The sequence below is a fragment of the Bosea sp. RAC05 genome, from assembly GCF_001713455.1.
GTDB lineage: Bacteria > Pseudomonadota > Alphaproteobacteria > Rhizobiales > Beijerinckiaceae > Allobosea.
Genome location: NZ_CP016463.1, coordinates 588,495 through 604,845 on the forward strand (window position 1 = coordinate 588,495; position 16,351 = coordinate 604,845).

Annotated in this window: 14 protein-coding genes; 9 read left to right on the forward strand and 5 right to left on the reverse strand. The window is 63.4% G+C overall.

What is annotated here, in order from left to right:
* The first annotated feature begins 4 nt into the window (after positions 1 to 4).
* Entirely contained in the window at positions 5 to 622 is a 618-nt protein-coding gene (locus tag BSY19_RS03010) for a GcrA family cell cycle regulator (RefSeq protein WP_069052814.1), read from the forward strand.
* A gap of 82 nt (positions 623 to 704) precedes the next feature.
* Here the strand turns inward: BSY19_RS03010 and BSY19_RS03015 are convergent, their stop codons facing one another.
* Positions 705 to 2,360 (reverse strand): hypothetical protein, encoded by a 1,656-nt coding sequence (locus tag BSY19_RS03015; RefSeq protein WP_069052815.1) that lies wholly within the window; start codon positions 2,358 to 2,360, stop codon positions 705 to 707.
* A gap of 131 nt (positions 2,361 to 2,491) precedes the next feature.
* On the opposite strand from BSY19_RS03015, the gene BSY19_RS03020 reads away from it, so the two are divergent.
* From BSY19_RS03020 to BSY19_RS03035, 4 genes are all read left to right on the forward strand, one after another.
* The gene (locus BSY19_RS03020) at positions 2,492 to 2,812 is read left to right on the forward strand and encodes a hypothetical protein (RefSeq protein ID WP_150129453.1); all 321 of its coding nucleotides are present in this window, start codon (positions 2,492 to 2,494) and stop codon (positions 2,810 to 2,812) included.
* A gap of 162 nt (positions 2,813 to 2,974) precedes the next feature.
* On the forward strand, positions 2,975 to 3,454 hold the full coding sequence (locus BSY19_RS03025) for a hypothetical protein (RefSeq protein WP_150129454.1): 480 nt from the start codon (positions 2,975 to 2,977) through the stop codon (positions 3,452 to 3,454).
* Positions 3,455 to 3,494: 40 nt separating this feature from the next.
* Entirely contained in the window at positions 3,495 to 4,616 is a 1,122-nt protein-coding gene (locus BSY19_RS03030; RefSeq protein WP_069052818.1) for a hypothetical protein, read from the forward strand.
* A 5-nt stretch (positions 4,617 to 4,621) separates the two neighbouring features.
* A complete protein-coding gene (locus BSY19_RS03035) occupies positions 4,622 to 5,695 on the forward strand; it encodes a hypothetical protein (protein ID WP_150129455.1) in 1,074 nt (357 codons plus the stop codon).
* Between the two features lie 51 nt (positions 5,696 to 5,746).
* Here BSY19_RS03035 and BSY19_RS03040 read toward each other — a convergent pair whose 3' ends face one another.
* The gene (locus BSY19_RS03040) at positions 5,747 to 6,970 is read right to left on the reverse strand and encodes a hypothetical protein (RefSeq protein ID WP_150129456.1); all 1,224 of its coding nucleotides are present in this window, start codon (positions 6,968 to 6,970) and stop codon (positions 5,747 to 5,749) included.
* Between the two features lie 121 nt (positions 6,971 to 7,091).
* Between BSY19_RS03040 and BSY19_RS03045 the strand changes: the two genes are divergently transcribed.
* A complete protein-coding gene (locus BSY19_RS03045) occupies positions 7,092 to 7,823 on the forward strand; it encodes a hypothetical protein (protein WP_069052821.1) in 732 nt (243 codons plus the stop codon).
* On the opposite strand, the gene BSY19_RS03050 is transcribed toward BSY19_RS03045, so the two are convergent.
* Positions 7,730 to 8,980: a hypothetical protein gene (locus BSY19_RS03050; protein WP_069052822.1), complete on the reverse strand. Its 1,251-nt coding sequence runs from the start codon at positions 8,978 to 8,980 to the stop codon at positions 7,730 to 7,732. The two genes, BSY19_RS03045 and BSY19_RS03050, sit on opposite strands and share 94 nt — an antisense overlap.
* Positions 8,981 to 8,989: 9 nt before the next feature.
* Positions 8,990 to 9,706, reverse strand: a complete 717-nt coding sequence (locus tag BSY19_RS03055; RefSeq protein WP_171905072.1) for a DNA-methyltransferase — start codon at positions 9,704 to 9,706, stop codon at positions 8,990 to 8,992.
* Positions 9,707 to 9,950: 244 nt separating this feature from the next.
* Here BSY19_RS03055 and BSY19_RS03060 point away from each other — a divergent pair, with 244 nt between their 5' ends.
* Positions 9,951 to 11,168 carry a 2'-deoxycytidine 5'-triphosphate deaminase gene (locus BSY19_RS03060; protein ID WP_083247350.1) on the forward strand — a complete coding sequence of 406 codons (1,218 nt, stop codon included), beginning with the start codon at positions 9,951 to 9,953 and terminating at the stop codon, positions 11,166 to 11,168.
* A 7-nt stretch (positions 11,169 to 11,175) separates the two neighbouring features.
* Here the strand turns inward: BSY19_RS03060 and BSY19_RS03065 are convergent, their stop codons facing one another.
* Positions 11,176 to 11,505, reverse strand: a complete 330-nt coding sequence (locus BSY19_RS03065; RefSeq protein ID WP_150129457.1) for a hypothetical protein — start codon at positions 11,503 to 11,505, stop codon at positions 11,176 to 11,178.
* 395 nt (positions 11,506 to 11,900) lie between these two features.
* Here BSY19_RS03065 and BSY19_RS03070 point away from each other — a divergent pair, with 395 nt between their 5' ends.
* Positions 11,901 to 12,689: a thioredoxin domain-containing protein gene (locus BSY19_RS03070; protein ID WP_069052825.1), complete on the forward strand. Its 789-nt coding sequence runs from the start codon at positions 11,901 to 11,903 to the stop codon at positions 12,687 to 12,689.
* Positions 12,686 to 16,252 (forward strand): AAA family ATPase, encoded by a 3,567-nt coding sequence (locus BSY19_RS03075; RefSeq protein ID WP_083247351.1) that lies wholly within the window; start codon positions 12,686 to 12,688, stop codon positions 16,250 to 16,252. The genes BSY19_RS03070 and BSY19_RS03075 overlap by 4 nt, the downstream gene beginning before the upstream one ends.
* Positions 16,253 to 16,351 lie beyond the last annotated feature (99 nt).

Genomic DNA, 16,351 nt, shown 5'->3' on the forward strand with positions numbered 1-16,351 from the left:
ACCGATGAGCTGGACCGAAGAGCGCGAAAACATCATGCGCGAGATGTGGGTGGTGGAAAGGTTGTCCACCTCGGCCATCGCCACGAAGCTGAACGAGATGTTCGGCACGGAACTGACCAAGAACTCGATCATCGGCAAGGTCAACCGTCTCGGACTGGCCTACAAAGGCGGCGCCAGGGACAGCGTCGCACCGCGCTCCACCAAGGCGGACCGCCTTCCCAAGGAAGCCAAGCCCAAAGCAGCAAAGCAGCCTCGAACCCGCGAGACGCCTGCCCTGGATGCTCTCTTCAGCCGGCCTGCTCCCCGGCCCGCGACGGTCCGTCAGGTGGCCGCGCCGCTCCCGCCCCCGATGATGCCCGAGACCTCCTGGTTCGGCGCCGAGGCTGTCAATTCCCTCTTCGAAGCCAGCCTCGAAGGCAAGGCCTGCAAGTGGCCGGTCGGCGACCCCTGCGAGAAGACATTCCGCTTCTGCAACACGACCTACCGCGGCGAGGGTTCATACTGCCCCTATCACAACCAGATCGCCTACCAGCCCGGCAGCAAGCAGCGCGTCGCCGACAAGGCCGCCGAGCGCTACGCGGAGCCGGAGGCCATGCCTGAGCCCATGATGGCGATGGGCTGAACACCCACCTCAAGGCAAGATCAGGTCGCGGCTCGGACAGGTTCCGGGCCGTTTCCATTTGGTTGCCCCTGGCACTCCGGCTCTAGGCTGCGAGGTTGAGAATTTTGCCTGCTTCCTCACCCCAAGCAGCAGGCTCAAGTTCGGCTTCCAGGCGCTGCAGCAATGCCCCGCCGCCGAGTTCGGAAACCAGCCCGCGAAGCTTTTCCGGATCGCGCGCGGCATGATGGGCCGCCATGCGTGTCGACAGCGTCCGCCTGATCTCGCGCGCAGTCGCGAGCTCGCCAGGCAGAAAGGCATCAGGGAGTGGGGCGATCTCATCGGCCGCCGTCAGGACGAGCTTGCTGAAGACAGCTGCGTCTGCGCGTGCCTCGGCGGACGAGACCAGGTCGGCGCCGATTGCATCATGCGCCGCGACGACGAGCCTGCATTCGGTTGCAAGGACGGCAGGATCGACATCGGTGCCGAGGGGGCACCCTTTCAGAAGCAGTCGCGATGTTCCGCGGTGTCCAAGGGCTTCAGCGCACTCACGGGCCAGCGAAATCGGGACATGCTTCAGAGCCTTGGCCGCATCTCGGGCAACCGCCAGACATGCGTCGAGATGGTCGGGCAAAGCTGCCAATGAGACTGCAGATCCCGCCCCGTACTGGCAGCCGATGACATCGGCTGCCATGGCCTGACATTGCTCCCGCTTCGTTGCGGATACAGTCATCAGCCGAGCGACGAGGGCAGGGTCATGACGTCGAGCCGCACGAGCCCAGCCGGCGGCCGCTTCAGACAGAGCCAGGACGTCATCGGGGACCTCCCAAGCACTACCATAATGCGCCTTGCCCCTCTGGCTGGCTTTCATCCGCGCCCAGGCATCGACGATCCTGCCCATGCGCTCCAGGGTGTCTGGGTCCTCGCTCGGGCAGACGCCGCGACAGAACGTCTTCACGCTGGCCAGACGCGATGGGTCGGCGCCGCGAAGGATGGCCGCGGCAGCGTTCAACCGTTTGCTGCTCTGATTGCGCCAATTCAGGCCGAAATCGGCGTCGAGCTCATCCCCGGCCGTCAGGATCCGGGCGACGGAGCGAGCAAGGCTTTCGGTTTCGTCGAGGTTCTCGACGAGTCCGGGTTGGACATCTTTCAGATCGATCGTATCGATCAGGCAATCTGCGAGCGCTTTCATCGACGAAAGCGTGTCCGCCGGATGCGGGCCGATGCCGAGCTCGGCCAGCAACGCGCAGGCCGCGCCGTGCAGGGCAAAACCCTGTATGCAGCCTGCTTCGACGCGAGCCAGCACGGATGGGAAGTCGGCCTCATCTTCCTGGGGCGTCAACTCAGCATAGGACTGCGCGACGACCTCCAGTTCAAAGCCTTGCCGGAAAGCCTGCTCCTGGGTCGCGCGGAACGACTGCATGAGTGTTGATGCCTGATCACAGCGGTCGCGCATCGAAACGACGTCTGCGAGCGGTAGCGTCAGCAGCTGCGAGTGAGTGACACCAGTCAGTTCATCGATCATTTTGATGATCGAACCAGCTCGCTTGGACAGGACATGGAATGGCATGTCGAGCCCCAGACCTGAGGCGAGGTGTGGAACCGGCGACGCTTCGAGACGGTCCAAGGCAACGACGGCTGCAGCGAGCCGGGCCGGCCAGCTGCTCTGTGGCGGCTGCAAGCCGGACTTGAAGGCAGCAAGCGCCGCGATGGCCTTGTGGAGGCTCTGTGCGACGTGGGGTGTGGGCACTGCAACGGTCATCAGAACAACCCGACGGGAATCGTCCTTGATTTTTGGCGCATTCCTTTCTGGTGGCAAGGATACTGAAATCGCCCGTTGTCGCTTTTGATTGATTGCTCGATCATTCCTTCATCGGAATCCGGAGCTCTGTCATGTCGGTCAAGCCAGGCGGGTCTGTTCGGCGTCGCCTGACCAGGCCCGTCCATCAGACGATCATCGTCATCAATCGCGGGGCGGAGGCCGGCGATATTGCGGACGTTCTGAGCCGCGCGTTGGTCAAGGACGTCGATCTGGCTGCCGAAATGGCCGCGATTTGCGCTCTGACAGGCCAAGTCGAGCTGATGTCGTATCCGGCCGACATCGCCGAGACCAAGATCGCCCGAGCTGCGGCGATTGCCGCCCGTCGCGCTGTCCCCGTCCTGGTCACCATGCGTGCTGTGAAACGGCTGGAGACTTTCACCGCTCTGGATTAGCAATCAATCCTTGGATTTCTGATTGCGACGGAGACCGGAATGCGCCCCAACCTCGATGGCGTCGGCGAGACACTGGAAACGACAGCCTCGCTCGAATCGAAGCGGGCCGGCGTCGTGATCCTCCGCGGCGAGGGCCTGCCCAACAAGGTCGGGATCGGAGCGATGGATCTGCCAGACGATGTCTGGCTCGACATTCAGAACCGCGATCTCGGCGCCGGGCGGCGCTATACGACCGTCACCAGGGTTCGGATGGGGGCTGTCGCCCTCGACAGGCGACACCTTCAGGGGCAGGACCAGACCTACGGGGTCGGTGGTACGGTGTTCCGGTCGGGCAAGATGCCCGCAAGCGAGGTCGTCAAGCCTGGAGCCATCGTCAAGCTGAGCGAGACGGAGCTGGATCCGGACGGTGACACCGCCGCCTGGCTCATCATGGATGACACCGGCCGCAAGTTCCTGATGGTCATGCCTCACGGAGCCGACAGCGACGATATCGTCGAAAGCATGGAGCGCTTCTTTCCGGGGAGATTCCAGATTTCTTCGATCAGTGCTGGCGTCTTCACCGGCGCCGAGGATCTGACGGTTCCAGGCTGGACGCTGATCATCGACGATCGCGATGCTCCGTCGCCTCAGCCTCCACGCTGACGGGGTCATCCTGAGCTGAGACGAATTGCGGAAGGGCGCCATGGCAATCGTCTGGCCCAGCATCGACTACCCCTATGAGCACGTCGCCAAGGGCCACCGCAATCCAACGCGATTGCGTGTGCGCTCGACATTTCCGGTCGAGATCGAGGAACTCTCTGTCGATGACGCGCCCGTCGCCCTGAAGACGACCTGGTCCATCGAGCCCGATCAAGAGGTCATCTACCGGGACGTCGGAGGCCGGCTTTTCCAGCGATTGTTCGGAACCGAAGGGCGCCCTATCGCGGACCTTCAGGAGCTGGCGACGTACCTGCGTGATGGCGGGCGACGTCGTGAATGGCAGTGCAATCCGTTCGACCCGCAGACCTATCGCCTGCATGTCACTGACCGCCGAGGCTGCATGCTCAGCTCTCCTCCGGTCGAGAGTTTGATTTCGCGTGAGGTCATCCGCGATGAGCGCCACATCGGTGAGCAGCAGGCGCAGTCTTTGGCGGCAAACCTCGTCCTGATCGACGGCTCGCCCTGGTGTCTTGCGATGGAGCCGGTTGTGTTCGGTTGGCGTGGCGGTGATGGCTCCGGCACTGCTCGCTTTTGTCAGGATGCCGACCTCGATGTCGAAAACCAGCACCTCAACGACCGGGTCATACACTGCTTCAGGCTGGATCAGATCGAGCAGGCCAATGCCTTCACCAAGGCTGTGCTCGATCGATCCGGGCATTTCACGCTGCGCTCAGACATCGACCTGGGGCAGGCCAAGCTCGGGGATGATGCCTCGACGAACTTCGGAGAATGCCGCTACGAGGTCATGAGGCCGGAAATTCTCAAGTTCGACCCCATCAAACACTGGTCGAAGATGCTCACGCGGAACCTGCGCATCAAAACCGCAGAGGAAGGCCTGAAGGGCTTCGAAAGCCTTCCCGCGGATGTGTTGATGAGCTGGGCAGAGCTGCGCCAACTCGATGATGAGCCTTATTCCGTTCATCTGCCTGCTCGCGCGGCGCGCAGCCTCGATGCGCTGCTCAACGGGCTGTTGAACTGCCACGGCAATCTTCCCCGGCTGATCGAGACCCATGCAACGGATCTCGCGATCCGCGGTGACCTGCTGCGCGTGCAGGAATTGCTGCCGGAAGCAGACGACGCCCTGACCCATCTCCCAGCCCTGTGAGCCCCATGGACCCCATCATTCATGTTCCGGTCCCTTATGCGGTCAGCGTTCGGTTTGGTCGCTCGCGCGACCTATCCACGGTCTATTTGCGACGAGATCTACCCGTTCGCTTACAAGGAATAGAGTCCGCCCGTGCACCCATCGCTGTCTCGTTAAGGGCACGGCTGCGACCTCCGATCGATCTCGACTGGAGGGAAGTGGCAGGCCGCCTCTTTCGGCCTTTGCTCGACAACGCTGGTTGCCCGGTAGCCGTCACCGGTTTTCAGCAGGCCGTGCAGCAGGCACTGGCGAACCCAAACGACAGCTGGTCCGACTTCCCGATTGTCACAGGCGGACGCGGCATCCAGTCGACAGCCTCAAATCTCGAAGGGTTCGATACAGCAAAGCTGATCAGCGATGCCTGGCTCGAAGCGTCGGTCGCCGCAGCCAAAATTTTCGATCAGGATATTCTGGTCATCGACGGGATCATCCATAAGGCCTCCCCGCCGCCTGTCTGGTCGCCCGCGGCCGGGTCAGCGTCGATGGCCTACGGCCTTCACCGCGTCAGTTTGATCATTCCAGGCTTCGAGCATTCGTCGTGCATCCGCTTTCGAGGCGATCAGGCCAAGGAGGCTTGCGAGCTTGCCTCGTTGCTGGCTCGCCGTGCGGAGCAGTTCCCGCCGGGCACGCAGCAGCCGAAGGTCAAAGAGCTGGAGGTCGACCCTGGTACCGTCGCGATCGTCGACGCTCAGTTCGTTCCCGATCCGAGAGCAGACAGCTTCAAATCGGCATCTGATGACATCCGGGATGCGATGAAGCCAGCCGTGTTGGGGGATACGCCGTTCGAGCTGCTCGCTGCCTATGTCGATCTGCAGAGGGCAGCGGCCTCACTTCCGGCCATCTCGCCCGATGACAGCGAGATCGCTGCATGTGCCCAGGCTTTCAACGCCTATCTGGCGGCCTATCGTGCATATGGCGACACAGACTGGCCTCGAGGCGCTCAATCCCAAGAGTTCGCCATGGGCGCGCTGACAGTGGCAGAGATCATCGGGCCACCGGAGTCGGTCGTAGATCACGACCTTACTGGGCTGGGGCTCTGAAACGAAAAAGGCGGGCCGAAGCCCGCCTTTTTGGTCTCTATGCATCGAACCTCAGTAGCGCGGCATCGGGCGTCGGCCGTATCCATCTTCGGCCAGCTTGATCTGCTTGGCCTCGTCCCAGACGCCGCGCAGGATCCGGTTGTCGGACGAGAACAGCCCATTGGCCTCGTGCGCGATGACGTTGCCGCGGAGCGTTGCAGTGAACGCGCCACGGCCGAAATCCATCACGACACCCTGTGTCTGGATCAGGCAGCGGCTTTCGGGGCCGAAACGGCGGACGCAGGCCATGCCCTGCTGCGTCGCCTGGTCGACGATGGCATCGGCGCGGCGAACACTGCCGACGGAGATCGCGACAGTGGCCTTCGCAGCCAGGGTCATCTGGTCGGACATCGGGATCGGACCCGTATGCCGACCGGCACCGTAGGACGTCGCGCCGTAGCCGCTGCCTGCATAGGGATCGGGCCGATAGGCGGGATAGGGCGCCGGATAGACGGGGCCCGCTGACGGATAGGCCGGAGCCGGATAGGCGCCGCCATAGCCGCCCTGCGGATGCCCGTTGACCATCATGTCGTAGACCTTGGGTGCGACCAGGCCGGCGGCGACACCGCCCAGGATCGCCATCACCCGGTCGCGCTTTCGGGCTTCCGCCTCGTGCGGGACCAGGGTCACGGCGAATGAGGCGATCAGCCCGAGCGCGCCGAGTTGCTTGATGGTGGAGAAAACCGGCTTGGCATCCCTCTCGGCCCCGCCGCCGACGAAAACGGTCGCTCCCTTCGAGACGAACTTGGCGAGCGGCTGAAGCGTCTGCCGGCGATGACGGATGGCACCGATCATCTCCTTGATCGTCCGGCGCGCAACCAGCTGCGCCTCGTCTGTCACGGAAGCGATCATCTCGCCAACCCGCTCGGCACCGGCACCAGGCGCCGACGGCGCCGCATTGGCGATCAGGCCGCTCGTGAACTCCGCAACCGGCGCATCCGGGCCGGCCGCAGCCGCTTCGGTCGAAGCCGCCGCGATCGAGGCTTGACTCAGCTGCTCCATCGCCCTGCGCGCCCGCTCGGCGAGCAGGTGGTTGGCCCAGTCACCGAAATAGACGGGCTTTGAACCGACATGCTTGGCGAGGGTCGATGCGACAGGCGATGCGCTCAGGCCCAGGCGCGCCGTGATGTCGCGAAACCGCGCATCGGGAGCTGCGTAGTCGTACTCCCCCACCGCAACGTCCTCGCGAAACGCGGCATTGCGAGCGGTGAATTCTGAAGCAAGAGCCTGTGACACGGTGGGCCTCCACGAACGATGCGTGAGGCAGATCTTCCATGGCGCGATGAAACCCACGAATCGCGCTGTTTGTCGCTTTCGTTGCCGTGACTGACCTTGTCTTCAGAACAAGGAGTTGTCCGTGCATAACCGCTACTTCAAGGTCATCAAACCATTCCGGATCTGGCGCAGCATCGGCATCAGTCCGTCGAATGCCTATGTCGGTTCGTCGCGTATGCTGACGACGGTCAAGGAAGCGCGCAACGCCTTGCCTGGCGACGAAATCCACGCGCTGGTCGGCGGTGAGTTCCTGGTTCGCGGCAACGAATGCTGGCCCATTGGCCTGTCTCCTCCGAAGGAATCGCCGTTCGAGAAGAGCTACGGCCTCTACAGGCCGGCCGAAATGCTGGCCCAGGACGTCAAACACGTCGAAGCCATGCCGAAGCCCGCATCGGCGCCAGATTATGGCCTGGCGAACCAGCAGGTATCCAACAACCTGCTGCGCGAATTCCACCCGCAGGTGATCCAGGTCGAGGCGTCGCCAGATCTGGAGAAGCTGCGCGAGATCGTGGCCGACGTTCGCGACGAAATCGGTGCTGAGCTGACGCTCAAGGAGAAGGACATCACCGCCTATAGCGGCGCAACGATCACTTTCGAGCTGGAAGGCAAGAAGGCTTCGCTCATGATCAGCGGCGCCGGCATGATCATCGCCGAACTGCCTGAAGACATGCCGTCGGCCGTGGCGCCGTTCGAGAGCTGCCTTTCTGGCCGCGGCCGCATCTATCTGCGCGACGCTGTGGCGTCCGAGACCATGGCGGCCGAGCTCATCCGGGAATTCGTCGCCGCCATCCATGGTCCTGCGGCAAGGCCGTAACCGTAAACGGATGACACCTCAGTCAGGATTGCTGCCGCAACCTGCGCGAAGTCCAGGGCGTAGAGCCCGGAATTGTCGAGAGCATCGGTCTCGATCAGGCACACCTCCTGGGTGTCGGCATTGATCGCGAAGTCCATGGTGCAGTTGGTGAAGGGATGAGCGCCCTTCCCCCATTCGGCACGAAGTGACGCGCACAAGCGCCTCGCCTCACTGACATAGCGTCCGATAAGGCTGGGCATATCGCGAACCTGCCGGTCGCTCCGCTTTCCCTCGACGAGGGTATGGAAAGCCCCGTCTGTATCGCGACGGAAAATGGGGCTGAGCCATTCGATGGTGCCTGCGCCTGCAACGGGCTCGCCACCGACGACGCAGATCCGGTACTCGTGGATCATCGGGACACGCTCCTGGATCAGGAAGCAGGTCTCGCGCTCCTCACAATCCATCAGGTTGGCATCGAACGCCTGGAAGAAGGCCTTCTGGATACCGCGGTCGGAAGGCGCCTCCGGGCCGGGCCGGAACTGGAGCTGTGCCGGAGCCTGGTACTTGGGCTGGAAGATGATCTTCGCCATCAAATCGCGGCAGCCGCGGTCGATCAGCGATCGCGTCGAGGCGACGTACCCTCGCTCCCCGTCAGCGTCCCCCGAAGAGACGATCGCCGCACGGTTGAGCGCAGCAAGCAAGGCGGGACTGCGCCAGTAGGAACCGCCTCGACCCAGCACGCCTTCATGAGGCCAGGCCAAGGTCGCCAGAGGGCTCTTACCCGGATAGGCGCGCGAGAAGATGGGGTCGAACCGCAGTGGGGTTCCGCTGAATATCGCGGGGCTGTTGGCGCTCAAGGGGGAATGCGTGTTCCAGGTCGCCACGACCGGAAGGCAGTCGAGGCAGGCGGAATGGTCGAGGATGTAGACCGGGAGCCCGGACTTGGCCCAGCTTACGAGCCGAACCGCACTCTCGCTCCAGTCCTCCAGATCGGCTGCCCTGTCGAGTTGCGAGTTGCGAAGGCCAAAGATCTGCGCCCAGGACCTGACCAGCTCCTCATAGGCGGTCACGGCCTGGTCGAAATGGTCTCGGCTGATTGCGTCACTGAAGTCCTGCCATCGCGGAGCGCGCGCAACCGTGTGAGGATCAGGGAAGCGCGGGCGAAACAGGATCTGCATGGGGTGTCCTCAGCCGAAGATGAGTTCGGGTTGAAGGGTCGCTTCCTCGATGCGTTGCTCGCATAGGGCAACGAAATGGGGGAGTTTCTCGATCAGGATTGCGCGCCGGCCAGCCATCAAGGCCGAGACACCTGTCGTCCCCGATCCGCCGAAGGGGTCGAGCACTAGGTCGCCGGGATTTGAATAGGATTCGATCAGCATCCGCACGAGTTCACCCGGCTTCTGCGTCGGATGAACAGCCGCATGATGCATCGACTTGAACCGCTGGACACTCCTGGCTCTGCGGGCTCCTCCGTCCTGTGTCTCATAGCCGGTGCTGGCGTATTCGCCGCGGTGGCCGGGCCCCTTGCGCGCCGTGATCTTCCTGGCAACCGCGTCGAAGGTCATCGGCGAATGCGCTCGGATCTGGTTGGGCGGAACCGCGGTCGGACGAAACTGAACGATGAGCTCGTGGACCCGATTGAACCGTCCCTTGTCGGGCGGGCCGGCCCCATTCTGCTTTTCCCAGACGACTTCCTGCATGATCGACCAGTCGGGTGAGAACTCGTCCTTGTGGTTCATGAAGAAGCGTAGGCTGCCGAAGCACCAGAGAGAGGCGTGCGGGGCCATCAGCGGCAACAAGGCCTTGAGCCAGCCCTTGACCTCCTTGTCCCATTTCAGCTTGGTCTCGTTGTACGGCGGGTCGGCGATGACGAGATCGATCGATCCAGGCGCGATCGTGGCCAACAGCTCGCGGCAATCGCCATGCATGATGGTGCATTCGCCCGAGGCAATGCCCCCTCGCGTCGATGCCCTCCCGACATGGCTCTCGCTGATGATCTGATCCAAGTCGGTGCCTGCGTCCTGATAGGGTTAGCCACGGCGATTCAACCGGTGCCCACTCATACGAAAGCTGCCTGAGGATAGCGTCAAGGATTGTTTCCTCTGTTCTTGATGTAGCCGTGGATCATTGCGATTGTGCCGATCTCGAATGGCGAATCGCCGACGGCTGGAGGATGTTGCATTGGGTTTTGCTGGTCAGATCAGGCCCTTCGATGAGGGGGTTGCCGGCGTCCTGTCGGACGCGGATATCCGCGCACTCATGCAGCGCGGATCTGTGCGGCCGGCCGACGAAAGCCGCATCCAGCCCGCGAGCCTCGATCTGGCGCTGTCAGGAGAAGCCGTTCGCGTCCGCTCAAGCTTCCTGCCTGGACAGGAGGGCAAGGTCGCTGACTTCATTCATGCGCTTGCCATCAAGTCCTTCTCGCTCGGCGATGGTGCGGTGCTCGAACCGGGAGGTGTCTACCTCGTCGCACTGGCCGACGAATTGCGGCTGCCGGCGGCCGTCTCGGCCCGGTGCAACCCCAAGAGCTCGACTGGGCGCATCGACGTCTTCGTTCGTGTCATCGGCGACGGCTTCTCGTCGTTCGACGATGTGCCCGCCGGCTATACCGGGAAGCTGTGGCTCGAAATCGCTCCCCGCACGTTTCCAATCATCGTGCGGCCCGGCAGCCGCCTCGCGCAGATGCGCTTTCGCAGCGGTCATGCTGTCGTCAGCGACGAAGAGATATTCGCTCTCGAAAAGCGGGCCGATGGAGGTCACCCCTTCCTCCAGGGCGGCGATGCGATGCTGCGAGGGGGACTGGCTCTGACAATCGACCTCGCCCCGAAGGCAGGTCCTGTCGGATTCCGAGCGCGTCGCAACGCAGGCGCAATCGACGTCGATGCGGTCGGCGCTCTCGATCCTCTCGATTTCTGGGAGCCGCTTCGGCTTCAGGCCGGTGGCGTGATCCTCGAACCCAACGAGTTCTACATCCTCGCCTCCCATGAGGCGATGTGCGTGCCAGCGGGCTTTGCAGCCGAAATGGTGGCCTTCGATGCCGGAATTGCCGAGGCACGAATTCACTACGCCGGGTTCATGGATCCGGGATTTGGATGTGATGCCCCGAGCCGGGCTGTGCTGGAAGTTCGGCCGCACGATGTGCCATTTCTCGTGACCCATCGGCAGACTGTGTGCCGCATTGTCTACGAGCGGATGGCCAGCATGCCCTCTCAGCTCTACGGATCCGGCAGCAACTACCAGGGTCAGGGGCTGCGTCTGTCGAAGGCGTTCCTGCCGTGGCCGGCACCGCAGGTCGAGCCGATCCCGAAGCAGCCGTTCTGGCGCAGCCGGTTCGGCATGAAGCCGCGGGCAAGCGCTCGTTCCTGAGGACAGATCAGGCGACGCGCCCGACCATCGCGCGTCTCCTGATTGCGATTTCGGCGTCGATCTCGGCGCGCTCGCTCCTGACGCTGTCGAGCTTACCGGCGAGCGCGCGCTCGTCTTCGGCAATCGTCTCGCGCTTGCGTTCGAGGGCTGCGATGCGAGCCAGTGTCAGGAGCCTGCCGTTGTCACGGATGAAGGCGACTGCAGCCTGGTGCACGGCTTCAACGATCGGCATCCAATCCGCCCGTTTTGGCCTAGAGCCGTCATGCGTCGACACCAGCGGGCACGAGTCGCAGACCAGCTCATGCATTGAGCTTTCGAGCCGGTAGCCCAGTTTCATCGATAGAATGACCGGGGCGCCCGCGATGCAGGGCGGGTTCAGGGATGCAGCCGAGACGCGCACGAGGTCGGGGCGGCTGAAATCGATTTCCACGACGCCGCATCCGCTATCGATCAGGGCGTTGGTCGTGCGGTGATGGTTGAATGGAATGATCACGCTCGCCTCCTCATATCGAATCTGCTTCTAAATCTCATTCCTTGAATTTTGAATGGAAAGGTTACTGTATCCTTAATGGCCGCGAGCTCTCAGCGCTTGATCCTTTACGCCAAGTCTGGATTGCGGCTCCTGGCCGGGCGCATCCACCATAGATTCAATGGATCGGCGCATCGTTCCATTGACGCTTCTGATGGATTGCCCTCAAGTCGAGCGCGTCACACGATTCGATCGGAATACCAATGCGTATCGCGACCATTCTCAAAAGCCTCGCACTCGCTGGCTGCCTCGCACTGAGCGCCCCCCTTGGGGCTTCGGCTGCCGGTCCTTTCGAAGGCCCTGAGTTCGAGCAGGCGCTCCGCAAATGGATCGAGGTCAATCCGGATGTCGTTCTGCGCTCAATCAATGCCTATGTGGCCAAGGAGAAGGAGCGGGAAGCGCAGGTCGCCGACGATATCGTCCTGAAGCTCGAATCCGAGCTCGCCGATCCCGGCAAATGGACGCCTGTGCTCGGATCGTTGAGCGGATCTGTCGTGCTCGTCGAGGTGATCGACGCCAATTGCGTCTTCTGCAGGCGCATGGAAGACGATATCGCCAGGCTGATCACCAAAAACCCGGACCTGAAAGTCGTCCGTCGGTATGTTCCTTTCCTGTCCCCGTCATCTGACTATGCCGCGCGCATGGCGACGATGGTCTGGAAGCGGCATCAGGGTCGATATAGCGAGTTCGATCGTCTGCTGATGGGGCAGAAGCAGTCGCTGACGACCGAAAGCATCGATCGCATCGCCACCACGGTCATCGGCCAGGACGCGATGCTGGCACTGAAGAGCGAGATTTCGTCGGGAACCACGCGCGCTGAGCTCGATGGCGTGATTGCCAGCGGCCTGGAGCTGACCCACCGCGGCAAGATCAATGGCACGCCCTTCGTGATGGTCGTCGGCGCCGGGCGTGAGGGGCTGTTCCGTGGCGCCGTTTCGGCCGACCGCATCCAGGTTGCCATCGACAAGGCACGCGGCACGCCGGCCAAGTGACCGACGCGATGGAGGACCGGACCGACGTCAACGGCCAGGAACCGCTGCCAGCCGATGAAGCCGCCGACAGCGAGGGGGCAGACTCGGGTTCGGTCGGCGTAACTCTCGCTCCATCGGCGAGGCGTAGGCCGCTTCGCTTTGATCGCCTGCAGATCGACGGTTTCAAGAGCTTCGCGGATCGAGCCGAGATCCCGATCGAGCCTGGGATAACCGGCGTTGTCGGGCCCAATGGCTGCGGCAAATCCAATCTTCTCGAATCTCTGCGATGGGCGTTGGGTGAGACCTCGGCCCGGCGGATGCGTGGCGAGGGGATGGATGACGTTATCTTCGCCGGCAGCGAAAGGCGCAGCGCACGCTCTGTCGCCGAAGTCGTAATCGTCCTCGACAACCGTCGGCGCACTGCTACCCCCGAATTCAACGACGCAGACATTCTGGAAGTGTCGCGCCGCATCGACCGCGGCCAGGGCACGAGCTATCGCGTCAACGGACGGCCTGCCCGGCAGCGGGATGTCCAGGTCCTGTTCCAGGACAATGCGGCCGGTGCGACATCGCCAGCCATCGTCAGTCAAGGGCGGGTCAACAAACTCATCCAGGACAAACCGGCCGATCGCCGCATTGTCCTCGAGGAGGCGGCGGGCGTCTCGGGCCTGTCGTCCAGGCGCCACGAGGCAGACCTCAAGGTCCGGCAGACGGAGCAGAACCTCCTTCGCGCCGATGACGCCATCGCTCAATCCGGTGAGGTGGTTGCGGTTCTGCGCCGTCAGGCAAGGCAGGTTGCGCGTCGTCGAGAGATCGATGGGCGCGTGAAGGAAGCCCTTGCAGGCGTGATGCAGCTGAAACGCCTCGATGCCGTCGATGCCGAAGCGAAAGCGCGCGATTTGCACGCCAGCGGCGACAAGCTGGTCGAAGAAGCCATTCTGGTCGTTCGCGCGACTGAGCGGCAGCGTGATGAGGCGATGGCGCTGCTTGTGCCGGCGCGCCAGGCTCGATCTGACCAGGAGACAGCCCACGCGCGCGCAGCGGCGCGGCTTGAAGGGATCGAGGCTGAGGCCCTCCGCATGGTGCAGGAGCTCCAGGAGGCCCAGCGCCGCGTCGTCGAGATCGCCGGTGACCGCAAACGCGGTGATGACGACATCGCTCAGGCAAAGGCAGCCATCAGCGAAATGTCCCGCGAGCGCGAGGCACTCGCAGCGGAGAGCGCGGATGCGCCTGCCGCGCTGGAGCGCGGCGCAGCTGCCACTGAGGCCGCTGAGGAACAGGCCCGTTTCGTCGAAGCCGAGGTCTCGACCCTGGCGGCCGATTTCGCCTCGCGTCAGGCAACGAGAGCTGCCGCGCAACGTCAGCGAGACGATGCCATGCGCAGGCTGGAAGCGGTGGAGCGCAGGCTCGCCGATACCGAAATGCGGCTCACTCACCTCCGACAGTCACAGGGGCCGGAAGATAGCCTGGCCGAAGCAGCCGCTGCGGCCGAGGTAGCAACGGAGGCCTTTGCCAGATCCGAGGAGCTGCTCGCGGCCGCAGAAGAGCGTCTCGCCCTCGCCAGGCAGGCAGAGGAAAGCAGTCTCGAAGCACTGAGGGCGCTCAGCTCGGCCCAATCGCGGGCCGAAGCCGAACTGGCAGGCCTTGCAGCCGTTCGCGAACAGGGCATTTCGGCAAATCCGGTCGCAAACCGGCTGATCGTGCCGCCCGGCCTGGAGAGCGCCATCGCGGCCGCGTTGGGCGACGGCATGTCAGCCGGAACGGATCCCGCTGAGGAAATCTGGTGGGTCGAAACCGACCATGACGACGATGGTCTCGCAGCTGTCGTGGACGGCGCTGTCGAGGTGAAGTCGGCGCTGTCGCGAACCATCCTGTGCGAGTCCGACACCGAGGTATTTGAGCGCGCCGATAAGGGCGTCGATTTCGGGGTCATCCTGGTCTCACCCTCTGGAGCATTCGCCCGGTGGGATGGGCTGAGGGGCCGACAGCGGGCGCAATCGGCGGGCGAGGCTTTGAAGAGAGCTGCCCGCATCCGCGAGCTGAAGGCACTGATCGAGCAGGCCGCCGGCGACCTGGAGACGCAGCGACGGGGTTCGGAGGCCGCCAAGGCCGGCCTTGTGCAGGCGCGCCGCGCCGAAGAGGACGCCCGCCGCGCCTCACGTCAGGCATTCGACACGCTGAGGCGAGCCCGTGACGAACTTGCCGCGCGCGAAAAGGCCGGCGAGGAAATTCGCCACAAGCTTGCACTGCTCGACAATGAGGTGTCGCTGCTGAGAGGCGAGAAGGCGGAAGCCAACACCGGGGTGCTGGTTGCATCGCAGGCCCTCGCAGAGCTGTCTGCCGAGGACGAAGCAGCTCGCAAGCTCGATGAGGCGCGGCGGCGCCTCGATGCCGCCCGTCGGGAAGAGCAGTCGGCCAGGTCGCAGTTCGAGCGACTGCGCTCCCAGATTGCGTTGAACGACCAGCGCTTCAGGACCCTGCTCTCTCAGGAAGCTGACTGGCATCGCCGGCTGAAAGATGCCGAGAGCCGACGCGCAGAACTCAATCACCGCGCGGAGGAAGCCGAGCGCGTTTTGTCGGAAGCGGCGCAACGCCCAGCCAGCCCCGCCGAGGTCGTCGAGGCGGCTCGCGATGAAGTGCGCCGTTGCAGATCGCAGCTGGAAGCTGCTGCCCGAGCCCTCGATGAGGTCGAGCGGGCCCGCGAAGCCGTCGAAATGAAACTGCGCACTGATGAGGCCGCGCTCGCCACACTTCGCGAGAACCGGGCCAGGTCTCTGGCGCTGATCGAGCAGGCGGTCACCAGTCTGCGCAATGTGGAAGATCAGATCCGCGAGAAACTGCAGGTCGAGCCGAGCGAGCTCGATACGATTGCGCCGTGTCCGGATCGGCCGCCGGAGATGCAAGCTGCCATCCAGGCAGCCGAGCAGCGTCTGGTCAGGCTGGAAAGGGAACGGGAGTCACTGGGTGCCGTAAACTTCCTGGCCGAAGAGGAGCTGGCCGAGCAGGAGAAAAAGCTCGGCGAGATCGAGGCCGCTCGCAATGAGCTGCGCGAAACGATCCTCAAGCTTCGCAAGATCATCCACGATCTGGAAACCGAGGCGCGGATCAAACTCCAGGAAGCCTTCCGTCTCATCGACGGGCATTTTGGTGAGCTGTTCGTTCGGCTCTTCGGCGGCGGCGAGGCACATCTTCGCCTCGTCGGGTCCGAAGACATCCTGCATGCCGGCCTGGAGATCTTCGCTTCTCCGCCCGGAAAGCGACTTCAGGTGCTGTCCTTGCTGTCCGGTGGCGAACAGGCCCTGACGGCAATGGCTCTGGTGTTTGCAGCCTTTCTGTCGAACCCTGCCCCGATCTGCGTGCTCGACGAGGTCGACGCGCCACTGGATGACGCCAATACCGACCGGCTGTGTCGGCTGATCGAGCAGATGGCGGCCAATGACGCCACCCGCTTCCTCGTGGTGACGCATAAGCCTCTGACGATGGCCCGGATGAACCGGCTGTTCGGTGTCACGATGGCGGAGCGCGGCGTCTCAAGCGTAACCCGCGTTGATCTCGACAAAGCCGTCGAGTTTGCGACCGACTGAGCCCGGCGCAGACACCGCGGGCAAGGACTGATCGTCAGACCGTAAGGACCAATGTGGCTTTCCTACAACGTACCTTTCAGCGCGTAGGAACGGCGAAGA